Origin of the sequence: Methylomonas rapida (assembly GCF_024360925.2) — a bacterium.
GTDB lineage: Bacteria > Pseudomonadota > Gammaproteobacteria > Methylococcales > Methylomonadaceae > Methylomonas > Methylomonas rapida.
Window position 1 is genome coordinate 2,927,363 of the sequence record NZ_CP113517.1, and the last position, 12,505, is coordinate 2,939,867.

General features: G+C 54.6%; 9 protein-coding genes. 1 reads left to right on the forward strand and 8 read right to left on the reverse strand.

Annotated features, from left to right (window positions below; genetic code table 11):
* Positions 1-6: 6 nt before the first annotated feature.
* Positions 7-654 (reverse strand): DUF2959 domain-containing protein, encoded by a 648-nt coding sequence (locus NM686_RS13720; RefSeq protein WP_255188402.1) that lies wholly within the window; start codon positions 652-654, stop codon positions 7-9.
* A 283-nt stretch (positions 655-937) separates the two neighbouring features.
* Between NM686_RS13720 and NM686_RS13725 the strand changes: the two genes are divergently transcribed.
* A complete protein-coding gene (locus NM686_RS13725) occupies positions 938-4,168 on the forward strand; it encodes an ABC transporter substrate-binding protein (RefSeq protein WP_255188403.1) in 3,231 nt (1,076 codons plus the stop codon).
* A gap of 186 nt (positions 4,169-4,354) precedes the next feature.
* Here NM686_RS13725 and NM686_RS13730 read toward each other — a convergent pair whose 3' ends face one another.
* The 7 genes from NM686_RS13730 to fliF all read right to left on the reverse strand — a co-directional run bounded on the left by NM686_RS13730 (position 4,355) and on the right by fliF (position 12,501).
* The gene (locus NM686_RS13730) at positions 4,355-5,791 is read right to left on the reverse strand and encodes a hypothetical protein (RefSeq protein WP_255188404.1); all 1,437 of its coding nucleotides are present in this window, start codon (positions 5,789-5,791) and stop codon (positions 4,355-4,357) included.
* A 112-nt stretch (positions 5,792-5,903) separates the two neighbouring features.
* On the reverse strand, positions 5,904-7,217 hold the full coding sequence (locus NM686_RS13735) for a flagellar hook-length control protein FliK (RefSeq protein WP_255188405.1): 1,314 nt from the start codon (positions 7,215-7,217) through the stop codon (positions 5,904-5,906).
* Positions 7,218-7,243: 26 nt separating this feature from the next.
* The gene (gene fliJ / locus NM686_RS13740) at positions 7,244-7,696 is read right to left on the reverse strand and encodes a flagellar export protein FliJ (protein ID WP_255188406.1); all 453 of its coding nucleotides are present in this window, start codon (positions 7,694-7,696) and stop codon (positions 7,244-7,246) included.
* The gene (gene fliI, locus NM686_RS13745; RefSeq protein WP_255188407.1) at positions 7,696-9,042 is read right to left on the reverse strand and encodes a flagellar protein export ATPase FliI; all 1,347 of its coding nucleotides are present in this window, start codon (positions 9,040-9,042) and stop codon (positions 7,696-7,698) included. Before fliI ends, fliJ begins: the two co-directional genes overlap by 1 nt.
* Positions 9,032-9,766 (reverse strand): flagellar assembly protein FliH, encoded by a 735-nt coding sequence (gene fliH, locus NM686_RS13750; protein ID WP_255188408.1) that lies wholly within the window; start codon positions 9,764-9,766, stop codon positions 9,032-9,034. Before fliH ends, fliI begins: the two co-directional genes overlap by 11 nt.
* Positions 9,753-10,763: a flagellar motor switch protein FliG gene (fliG, locus tag NM686_RS13755; RefSeq protein WP_255188409.1), complete on the reverse strand. Its 1,011-nt coding sequence runs from the start codon at positions 10,761-10,763 to the stop codon at positions 9,753-9,755. Before fliG ends, fliH begins: the two co-directional genes overlap by 14 nt.
* Positions 10,756-12,501, reverse strand: coding sequence for a flagellar basal-body MS-ring/collar protein FliF (gene fliF / locus NM686_RS13760; RefSeq protein ID WP_255188410.1), 1,746 nt, complete (start codon positions 12,499-12,501; stop codon positions 10,756-10,758). Before fliF ends, fliG begins: the two co-directional genes overlap by 8 nt.
* Positions 12,502-12,505 lie beyond the last annotated feature (4 nt).

A 12,505-nucleotide genomic window follows, 5' to 3' on the forward strand; every position in this document is an offset into this window, starting at 1 on the left:
CCTGGACTAGGGTTTTTCCATGGTGTTGATGAAAGCATCGGCTTCGTTGATGGACTTTTCCATGGCCGAGACCAAAGCGGACACATCGGATTGAACAGTACTCAACTGTCCTTTCAACGACACGATCGCCTGCGCGTTCAGGTTGTGTTTTAAATACAACACCTGATCCCGAAATACGCTCAATACCGGCTCTATCCTGGCTTCGGCCCGGCGCATCGCCGCGATCAATTGCTCATATTGCGCACGGGTGGCGGTCAATTTCTGCTGGCTATTCTGCCTCAACGCCGCATTGCCGTATTGCGTCAATTCCGTTTCCCATTCAGAGAACAAGGCGTTGGAAACATCTTCGATGTCGGCGATGCGCTTTTTCACTTCTTCAGCCTTTTGCACGCTAGCTTCATATTCGCCATTCAATTTTTGATAGGTCGCTTCCAGATCGCCACCCTGAAAATGAGTGACCGCGGTGAATTGCTCCAAAGCCGATTTGAATTGCTGCTTGGTTTCTTCCTGCGTATCACGTGCTTTTTCCACGCGATGCACCATCACATCGCGCTTGGGGATGCCTATTTTCTCCAAACCGCTGTAATAGATCGAGGAACAAGCAGTCAATATGGTCATCAACAATAAAAATACGAGTCTTGATAGGGACGTCATGGCGGATTCCTTTTAGTTGTCGCTAAGTAGTAGCCTGGCAAAGCCCGCGGGATAGATCGGCTTTGCAAGCCAACGGTAATGACGGGCCGAGATAAATCTAGTGGATAACGCGGATTATGCACGGTTTCGCCGGGCCAAGACGATAAAACCAAGAAGGGGCGGCCGAGCAAAAAACATCATGCCAACGGGCTCGTTATCATGTTGCTTGCCAAAGCCTCATGCCCTATTCATTTAATATCATTAGCATGTCATCATTGACTGACAATTTTATCCATTGTTGACGATGTCGAAACATTTCTTCCTTGGCTTTTATCTGGTTTTACTCGCGCAAATCCTTATGCCGGGCATGGGCTATGCCTCGCAGAACGGGAACGGGAAAGGCACCGGGCTGGAAAAGGTCAGGCTGCAACTGAAATGGTTTCATCAATTCCAGTTCGCCGGCTACTATGCGGCCCTCGAAAAAGGTTTCTTCGCCGAGGCGGGCCTGGACGTCGAAATCATTGAACGCGATCTGGACAAAAGCGTGGTCAGACAAGTTGTATCGGGCGAAGCTGACTACGGCATAGGCGATGCAGGTCTGTTGTCGGAATACGCCAAGGGCGAGCCTGTGGTTGCGTTAGCCGCTATCTTTCAGCACAACCCAATGGTATTCATGGCCAGACAGGATTCCGGCATCATCAGCCCCTATGAGATGGCAGGAAAAACCATCATGTCCGACACCCTGAGCGCCAATGAAGCTCCGCTCCGGGCCATGCTGGTGGACGCCAACCTCAGGGATAATGACTATACCCCACTCCAGCAAAGTAATGATTACAGCTTGCTGACGCAGGGCAAGGTGGATGTCATCTCAGGCTATTTGACGGATCAACCCTATTATTTCAAGCAAAATGACGTCAAGATCAACATCATCAATCCGCAAAACTATGGCATCGACTTCTATGGCGACATCCTGTTCACCTGCCGCCAGGAACTGATACGCCACCCAGGGCGCGCCGATCGCTTCACCCGTGCCGCATTGAAGGGATGGCGCTACGCGCTGGATCATCCCGAAGAATTGATTGCAATCCTTGTCAACAAATATCACAGCAAACTCGCGCCCGATCGTCTGCATTTCGAGGCCGCCGAAACCCGTAAATTGATTTTGCCCGATACGATCCCATTAGGACAAATCGACCTCAGGCGCCTGAAATTCGTTGCCGATACCTATGCCCGCGCCGGCTTCAACAAAGCACTTTCCGAGGCTGAACTCATGGCTTTCGTAAACAAGCAACTTTCTGGCGAACTGAACCTGACAGATGCGGAAAAAAGCTGGCTTGCGGCTCATCCAGTCATTCGAGTCGGCATCGACCGGGATTTCGCGCCTTACGAATGGATAGACAATAAAGGCCGCTACGTCGGCATGGCCGCCGATTACATAAAGTTGCTCGAGCAAAAACTGGGTGTGCATTTCGAAATCATTGGCGATCGTTCTTGGGCCGAGGTTCTCGACCTGGCCAAAAAGGGCGAACTGGACATGCTGTCGGCGGCGGTCGAAACGCCCGAGCATTCGGAATACTTGATATTTACCGAGCCGTTTAAATCAGGGCCAGCCGTCATCATCGACAACGGCCAAGGCGGCTTTATCGGTAGCCTGGAAAACTTGTACGAAAAACGCGTCTCGGTGGAAAAAGGCTATTTCATGCAGGAATTGCTGGAAAAAAATCATCCCCGGATTGATCTGGTGCCTGCACAGGACATGAAGGCTGCCCTGCAAAAAGTAGTCGATGGCCAGGCCGATGCTTATGTCGGTGATGCGGCATCCGCCAACTACGTAATCAAGAAGGAAGGCTTGCTGACCTTGCGTTTTTCTGGTTTGACCGAATATCGCAGCCGCCATAGCGTGGCGATCCATAAACGGCATCCGGAACTGGCAACCATCATCATCAAGGCGATGGACAGCATTCCGGCCGAACAGGCCGATGAAATTTTTAATCGCTGGCTGGGGCTGAGGATAGAACAGGGCATCAAAGTCGAAACCGCGGTGAAATACGCACTGGCCGCCCTGGTTTTTTTTCTGATATTCGCCTATTGGTTGATCCGATTGAAATGGGAAATCAACGAACGCAAGCTGGCTGAATTACGCGAACAACACCGCAATCGAGTATTGCGAATGCTCACCGAAAAACTGCCGCTGCCGCTCGTGCTGGATACCATTGCGCGAGATATCGAAGCCATCAATCGCAGCATGTTATGCAGCATTTTGTTGCTGGACAAAGACAGAGGTCGATTACTCCATGGCGCAGCGCCCAGTCTACCTGACTTTTATAAGGAAGCACTCAATGGTCTGATTATTGGACCGGGCATCGGTTGTTGCGGCACGGCGGCTCATAGCGGCCAACCGGTGATAGTCGAAGATATCGCCAGACATCCCTGGTGGCTGCCTTACCGGGATTTGATCCGTAAAGCCAAGCTGCGGTCCTGCTGGTCACAGCCCATTTTATCGATGCAAGGCCAGGTGTTGGGCACGTTTGCCCTCTACCACCGCCATGTCAGACGTCCAGCGGCGGCAGATCAACGCCTGATGGAAGACGAGGCCCGTCTGGTGGCGTTGGCTATCGAAACAGCGGAGGCCGAAAATCGCTTGCAGCTGGCGGCGAACGTTTTCACCCATGCCCGTGAAGGCATCTTGATTTCCGATGTCGATGGCCTAATCCTGGATGTCAATCAAACATTCTCCGACATTTCCGGCTATGCCCGTGACGAAGTTATCGGGCAGAATCCGAGGCTATTGAAATCAGGCCGCCATGATCACGGGTTCTATCAAACGCTATGGACGGATTTGCTGGAAAAAGGCTATTGGAGTGGTGAAATCTGGAACCGCCACAAGGACGGCATCATTTATGCGGAAATGTTGACCATCAGCGCCGTGCGCGATGTCAGAGGCAGCATCCAAAATTTTGTCGCCCTTTTCACCGACATCACGCCCATCAAAAACTACCAGCAACGGCTCGAACACCTCGCCCACTACGACGCCCTAACGGGGCTACCAAACCGCGTGTTATTGTCCGATCGTCTGCGGCAAGCCATCATTCACAGCCAGCGCAACCGGCTGGCCATCGCCGTGTTGTATATCGATCTGGATGGCTTCAAAGCCATCAACGACTCCCACGGACATGACGTAGGTGACGAACTGTTGATCAATCTGGCGAAACTGATGAAATCGAGCCTGCGCGAAGGCGATACCCTGGCGCGCATCGGTGGGGATGAATTCATCGGCGTACTGGCAGGCCTGGAGCATCCCCAAGACTGCAACCCCATCCTGCAACGCCTGTTAAAAGCAACGGCCGAGACGGTGATTGTCCGTACCCTGCCTTTGCAGGTATCGGCCAGCATCGGCGTTACACTTTATCCCGAGGACAATGCCGATGCCGATCAACTGATACGTCACGCCGATCAGGCCATGTACGCCGCCAAACGGTCAGGCAAAAACCGCTGCTATTTTTTCTCCGTCGCCGAAAATCAAGTCACTCAATAACCGATCATCACGCTGAATTAGCCTTCTATCCGCACCTCTAAAACCGCAGCCGTCGGGGCGGTTTGCGCAAATAACAAGGTTTGTTCACTTCAGCGCGCACCCCCTAAAAATATGGTCTGACAGACCTCAAGCGGTTTCGGGCAAATCGCCTGTAGTACACCTCGCGACGAATCAACCTACAAAAGCTCAACAGAAATTCCAGTCCGCAACCGCCTCGCCGCGGCGTTGCCACTGCAGATAAAGCTGGGTCAAAGCGACGAAATCGCCCGGGTTATCCTTGATGAACCCCCGTTGCCAATCGCTGCCGGCCTGCTGTCTGGCAACGCGCTGGCGTATGATGTCCAAATAAACATGACTATCGCCTGCATCGATGCCAAGCGCGAGCAAACCTCCTTTGGCGCGCGGCAACAGCTCGTGTTCTATCAACGGCAGCAAGCGGGATTTACGCTCTCCCAGCCAAGTGACATGACTGTCCAGACCATACCGGGCAGCCTGATAAAAATTATCCTTGGCTTGAGCAAAGCTCAAATCGGCATGGCCTGCGGTGCATTCATCAGAAAGATTTTTTACCAAGCCATAAAAGAACGCGGCGTTGGCGATAGAATCCAATACCGTCGGCCCCGCAGCCGGGGTGCGATGTTCGATACGGATGTGTGGCGTACCATCGTCGTCGAAACCTACCAAGGGCCGATTCCAGCGCCAGATCGTCCCGTTATGCAATCTAAGATGCGAGAACATTGCAGGGTCGTCGTCAAACGATTCCGGCAATAAAATCGGAAAGTGCAGCAGGTTTTCCTGGAAGCATTCCAGAATCGAATGCCGGGCGAAACCGGAACCAAAACTGACACGATGCAATGGGCCTTCGGCCGCGCCGTCAAAGCCTCCCAACGCAACGGCTTGCTCGAACATCGGGATACGGGTTTCGTGCCACAAATCCTTGCCAAACAGATAAGGCGCATTCGCGCATAGCGCCACCATCGGCGCGGAGGCCACGATAGAGGCATTATAAAAACGGTGCGCTGTACTCAAAGGGCATTGTATATGCAACTGAAACGACGTCGTCGCCGCTTCCAGCATCACGTCGTGATGCTCCACTCTCAGATGTTCGTGTCCGCAAATATCCAGCACAATCGGTTTGCTCCGCCTTTGCAGCACTTGCCGATTCAATTCCCGATAACGATTCATGTTCGACATGTTGTGCAGATTCAAGTGTCGCTGCTCCAGCGTCGGCAAAATGCCTATCATCAACAGATTCAAATCCATTTGCCGGGCAAGCAGTTCCGCTTGTTTCCAGGTATTGCCCAGATGCTGATGCAGCCTGCTGAATGCATCGCCAGTCAAGGGCACTGGCTGCGTATTCAGTTCGACATTGAACTTGGCCAATTCGGGCCCCGCCATCGGATTGTTGAACGACTGCAGGAAAACCTCATTCAATGGCGCGGGACGCATGTCGCCGTATAACAGCCAGGCTTCGATCTCAAAACCGGCGACCGGCGACTTTTCCGAGCAAGCGCGGTCTTTGATGAAACTGCCAAGCAGTTCGGTTTCGGCTTGCAAACGCTGTTGAAAGCGACGGTAGTCGGCTGCTTGATACGCCGCCGCGGGATGAATTTCTTGCCCCATATCGCTCACCACTCACTATCCGACCCTGAGGTCGCATAGTATGTGGCTTGAGGGTGAAGGTCAATGTTGGCCGGCAATCACGAACCGAAACGCAATCGGGCTCGGTACCAAATCAAGCAAACAAGCTCAACAAGCCATTGCTGGCCACCGCCCTGCCGGCTTCGATTTCATCGACCAAATTTTGCGCGGCATTGCCTGTTCCGTTGCCATCTGTGTCGAGTTCGGCATGATCTCTACGATGTTGCTCACTGGCCATTTGAAAAAAATCACGCGCTTGCTGGCGTTGATCGGATTGCTGCTGCGAAACGTTGACATCGGCCAGGTTTAACTGTTGCCCACTGAACATTTCCCGCAATTTGGGGATCGCGGCCTCTATCGCATCCTTGACCGCCAAATGCTGCGCGGTAAAGGCGATGTGGGCTTGATCCTGGTTCACGTCGATTCTGACCAGCACAGGCCCCAGATGTTCTGGATTCAATCGCAATTCGACCGACGGAATCGATTGCTTGTGCATCCAGATCAATTTTTCGCCCAGTTCCTTATTCCAGGCCGGGTCGGCAAAATGTTTGCTCATGGCCGGCTGCGCGGGAACAGGGGAGGCCTCACCGCGAACCGCTTGATTCAGCCGGGCGATATCCGCGGCTACGCCCGGCAGGGTTTTGCCGGCTTCGCCACCATCCGTCTGCTGCTCCATTTGATTCAATAGGTTTTCGGCTTTGAACCCCAAGTTATTCTTGTCTTGCTGGGATTTGCCATCGGCGCCCTGCTCCGCCAGCATCGCACTGATACTGCGGTCGAAATCAGGTCCAAGCATGTCCGCCTCAGTGCTTGCGCTCTCTAGCCGCTCATCTGGATTGCCGGCCTGCGGATTGGCCACGGCCGATTTGTTAGCAAACGACACCGAAGGCTCGGAAAGCTCCGTCAATGGCTCGGCATTATCCTGCAGCTCCGGTGCAGGCACGAATATCGGCACGAAGGCCGCGACGTTGGCGGCTGCATCGCCGTCATCGGCTACAGGCGCCGAATCGCCGTCAACCTTCAGGGTATCGAGCGCAGGTACGTCTATCGGCGCGTCGGCATCGAGTTGCTGCAATTCTTGCAAAACACCCGCCAAGGTTTGCAAGGTATCCTCCAGATCGATGTCCGCGCCGGTTTTGTTGGCCGTCGGCGGCAAATCCTTTCCGAACCAAGCGGCAAAACCTTGCAACCCCGGCTCGGCATTGCCATTTTTTGCCGAATCCATCCAGTCCTGAATAGCCGCCAAGTCCGGGCTGGCGCCCTTGCCCTGTAACAGACCCAATTGCTCCATTAATGCCGATGCAAACCCGGCCTCGCCGTCTGCCGAGCCCAGCAGACCTTGCTGGAGATTACCCAGATTCTCGGAACCAGACAGCAAAGATAATAAATTCACGCCTTGGATATTCATGACATTTCTCCCACGCTTTTTTTCATTCAAGCACTTCCCATGCCATCCTTTCGAGCTGTTCTGGCCGCCCTGGCGTCCTGTTCGCTCTGTTCCCGTTTGTTCTCGATTTTGTTCTCTTCCGCCACGGCCAATTCGCCCAGCTTTTGCAGGCTCTTGGTGCGCTGGTGGCATTCTTCCCATTTGGCCCTCGCCCGTTGCAGCTCCCGCTCATGCATGATCACCGTCTGCCTCTGGCCTTCTATGGCCTTGTCCAATTTATCCGCAAACGCGCGAAATTCCAGCAATTGGTTGACGTTCATGCCGGCCCGTTGCCTATCGACCAGTTTGTTCAGATATTCCAGTTTATAGTTTTGCAGGTGTTCCAGTTGGGTCTGCTGTATCTCGAGCTGCTGCTGGCAATGCCCCATCAACTGCAGAGCGTCGTTTTCCTGACGCGCGTGTAGATCGATGATGGTTTGTAAACGTTGAGATCTTTTCATCAGCTAGCCAGCAATTGGGTCAATTCGTTCAGACTGCGTTCGATGTCGACCGCCTCGTCCATGTCCTGCTGCAGAAATTCCATGATCGCTGGTTGTTTGGCGATGGCTTTGTCGATACGGGGATCGGACCCGCTGCGGTAGGCGCCGACACTGATCAAATCCTTGTTCTGCTGATACGTGGAATACAAGCGGCGTAATTCTCGCGCCGCCTGCAAATGCTCGCTATCGACGATATCCGGCATCACCCGGCTGATCGAGGCCTCGATGTCTATCGCCGGATAATGGCCGGATTCGGCCAGACTCCTGGACAATACCACATGGCCGTCCAACACGCCGCGCGCGGCATCGGCGATCGGGTCGTTGGTATCGTCGCCTTCCGCCAGGACGGTGTAAAACGCCGTGATGGAGCCTCCGTCAACGTCGCCATTGCCGGCCCGTTCGACCAATTGCGGCAGCTTGGCGAATACCGACGGAGGGTAACCCTTGGTCGCCGGCGGTTCGTCGATTGCCAGCGCGATTTCCCGATAGGCTTGAGCATAACGAGTCAGAGAATCCATCAGTAACAAAACGTCCAAACCTTGATCGCGAAAATATTCCGCAATGCTGGTCGCGCGCAAAGCGCCATGCACCCGCATCAACGGCGAATCGTCTGCCGGCGAAGCCACCACCACCGCTCTCTTCAGGCCTTCCTCGCCCAGAATTTTCAAAACGAACTCGTTGACCTCCCTGCCCCGCTCGCCTATCAGGCCGACCACGACGATATCGGCATTGGTAAACTTGGTCATCATCCCGAGCAATACGCTCTTGCCGACACCGGTTCCGGCAAACAAACCCATGCGTTGGCCGCGACCGACGCTGAGTATCGAATTGATCGCCCTGACTCCGACATCGAGTATTTGCCGAATCGGTTTGCGCGACAGCGGGTTGATGGTCGCCCCCGCCAGCGAGACTTTGGCATCGGTCGCCAAAGGCCCTTTGTTATCCAAGGGATTGCCCGCCCCGTCCAGCACGCGTCCCAGCAAACCAAAACCGACATTGGCCAGACTGTTTTTGCCCATCGGAATCACGCGGCAACCGGGGTCCAAGCCATGCGTATCGCCGGTCGGCATCAAAAACAGGCGTCCGCTGGAAAAACCGACCACTTCGGCGCCTATGCTTTTGCCGCTCGTGGTCAGCACCTGACACAACGAACCAATGGCTGCCCGGCAGCCTTCCGCCTCCAGCGTCAAACCGACCATGCGCGACAACTTGCCCTCCACCACCAATTCGGGCGGTTCTTGCAGTCTATCCCGGTAGGGTTTCAAGCGGGCCAGCCACTCCGAGCTGCGATTTAAGTTAGGTATCATTGCCTCTGTCCTGTTGCCGCTCGTCGCCTAGCATGGTCGCAATCACGGTGGATAAACGTTTTTCCAACGTAGCATCAACCGCGGACACCTCGGTTTCCACGGTACAACCGCCACGCGTGATCAAGGGATTTTCCTGCAAGCGCCACAACGGCGGATTTTCATCCAACTTCAAGATCGAACGCACCAGCTCGGCGTCATCGGGATGCAGGTTCAGGGTAATTTTTTGCGAAGCCAGGGGCAAGACGTTGACGGCCTCCCGGATCACGCCGACGATCTGACCGGGGTCCATCCTGATTTCCCGCCGTATGATTTGCCGCGCAATGGCAATGACGAGCTTGACCAATTCGTGTTCGACTTCATCGTCGAGCTTTTTGAAAGGTTCGGCCAAAGCCTGCAGCAGACTGTCCAATTCAGACACCTGTTTTTGCAACAAATGCTGGCTTTCTTCGTAACCTTGTTTATGGCCGGTTTCGAGGCCTTGCTGATGCCCTTGTTCATAACCTTGTTTCAAGCCCTGTTCGAAGCCCTGTTGCCGGCCTTGCTCGAAAGCTTCGTCATACGCCTGCTTCTGCATGGCTTCGATTTGTTCGACCGTCAATACCTGCGTGGCTTCGGTCACCTCGACGACTTCGGAACGAGGCGCGGCGAAATCTTCCAGATCCCGCCAGGTATCCAAGGCCTCCAGTTCGTCTGGCGTGAACTTGGGCGATTTAGACGAACTCATCGCCACCGCCACCGCCCAGCGCTATCTCGCCGGAATCCGCCAAACGTTTGGCAATCGACAAAATATCTTTTTGCGCCGCTTCAACCTCGCTGAGCCGCACGGGTGGCGCCGCTTCCAAATCGTCGCGCAGCATTTCCGCGGCACGCCTGGACATATTGGCAAAAATCTTGTCCTTCAAGGCGGGGTCGACGCTGCGCAAGGCCAGCAACAACTGGTCGGTTGAAACCTCCCGCAACAGGGTTTGTATGCCGCGATCGTCGACGTTGATCAAATCACTGAAGACGAACATCTTGTCTTGAATACGTTGCGCCAGATCGGCGTTGTTTTCGCTGATGTCCTGCATCATGGGCTCGCCGATCGAGCTCTCTATGAAATTCAAGATATTGGCGGCGGCATCGATCCCGCCGATCTGCGACGACTTGGCGCCTTCGCTGCCGGAGAGTTGTTTTTCCATGATGTCGTCCAGCTCGCGCAAGGCGGCAGGCTGCACGCCTTCCAACGTGGCGATGCGCATCAAGATGTCTGAGCGCATGTTCTGCGGCAACAGCGTCAGGACTTCGGCAGCCTGATCCGCATCAAGCAAGGATAAAATGATCGAAATGATCTGCGGATGTTCCAGGCGGATCAAATCGGCGATGGAACGCGTGTCCATCCACTTCAACTGCTCGATACCCTTGCTATTGCCGCCCAGCAGGATTCTATCGATGATGCTGCCGGCCTTCTCGGCGCCCAAGGCCTTAGTCAGCATGTTGCGGATATATTCGTCGGAATCCAAACCCAGACCGGTTTCGTTTTTGATTTCGATGATGAATTCTTCCAATACATCGTCGACCATGTTCGACGAAATCGGCCCGAGCTGCGCCATGGTCGAACCAACCAGTTGCACCTCTTTCGGTCCCATGTGTTTCAGCACGGCCGCCGCGCGATCTTGCCCGACCGCCAGCAGCAGCAAGGATGCACGCTGCGCGTGCGATAAATCTCTACTGTCTTCAGACATCTTCTTTCAACCAGGTTTTAACGACTTGCGCCACCAGCTTGGGATCTTCGTCTATCAGTTTTTGGATGTATTCCAACCGTTTTTCATAACTTTGCGGTGCTTCGAGCAGTAACAAATCCTCGGCCCCGGCGGAAATGCCGACCATCTCGCCGGTTTCTTCATCGATTTTGACCGCCACCGGTTTGCCGCTTTCATCGAAACGCACCACGCCGCCCATCTCCTCGGCGGCTTTTCGGGCTTCTTCCAGTGCTTTCAGCTGGTCTTCTTTTTCGTCCTTACCGATCAAGGTGGCAAAAACCGGTCGCAATACTTTCATAATCAGGAACAATAGCACCGCGGCAGCCACCAACAATTTCATCACATCGATGAACCAAGCTCGTTCCCAGACCGGTTCGGAAACCGCTTCCATGACTTCTGGCGCCTTAAAGGCCACATTGGTAACAGTGACCTGATCGCCCCGGCTCATATCATAGCCGACGGCTTGCTTGACCAGATCCCGCAGTTGATTGAGATCTTCTTGCGAATAGGGTTGTTGCGTCAAATTTCCGTCGAGACTGACGCGTTTGTCGTCGACCACCACGGCCACCGACAGCCGCCGCAAAGCCCCGGTGGCCTGCCGGGTATGGGTGATGGTCTTGTCCAGTTCATAATTGCGGGTGGCGCTTCTACTGCTGGAGCCCGAGCCCGACTGTGCGCTGGCTTCCTTCTCTTGGCCGCTGACCACTTCCGGCGCCACGCCGGTCGGTGGCGGCTGGTTGGACAATGCCCCCGGCACTCCCTGCACTTTGGACAGGCTACTGGTGTCTTCCTGGGTTTGTTCGCTACGCAAGGCCGGCAGGTCCGGGTTGAACATTTCCTGCGTCTTTTCGGTGACGGTAAAGTCGACGTCGGCGGAAATTTGCGCCCGCATGCCCTCCATCCCGACCAAGGGTGCCAGGATGTTTTCGATGCGTTGGCGCAGATGTTCCTCGATATTTTTTTTGTATTCGAATTGCTTGGCTGTCAGCGAAATGTCTTCCGGCGTATCCTTGCTGCTCAGCAAGCGACCTTTGTGATCGACTACGGTGACCTGACTGGCTTCCATCAACGGCACGCTGGAGGCGACCAAATGCACGATGGACTCGATTTGCTCCTTTTCCAGCGTGCGGCCTTGATATAGCTCGACCACCACCGAGGCGCTGGGCTTTTTGCGCTCGCGCACGAACACCGATTGCACCGGCAATGCCAGCAGGACTTTGGCGGATTTGACGTTTTGAATGGTTTGTATGGTCAGCGCGATTTCGCCTTCCAGCGCCCTTTGAAAGCGCATGGCTTCCACGCTTTTACTGGTGCCGAAGCCGTTTTCCTTGTCCAGCAGCTCATAACCCAGGCTGGCGCTGCGCGGCAAGCCCTGCGCGGCAAGCTTCAGTTTCAATTCCCTGGCGCTGCCGGCCGGCACCATCACCGCCCCGGAACCGGGCTCAACTTTGTATTTGGCGCCGAGTTTGTCCAGGGCTTCGATGATTTCCGCCGCATCTTTTTCAGCCACACCGGAAAACAATAAATCGTAGCTTGGCGCCTGCGCCCACAACACCACCGCCATGCCGATCGCGACGCTGGCGGCCAGGGCCAGCATCAGGCCGATTTGCCGGGCCGCGGATAATTTCATCAGGTTCTTGAAAACCGGAGGCAAATTGGCTTCTTGCGCGGACTTTTGCGGCTGGGCCTCGACGGGAAAGTTATTGTTTGCTTCGCTCATGGCT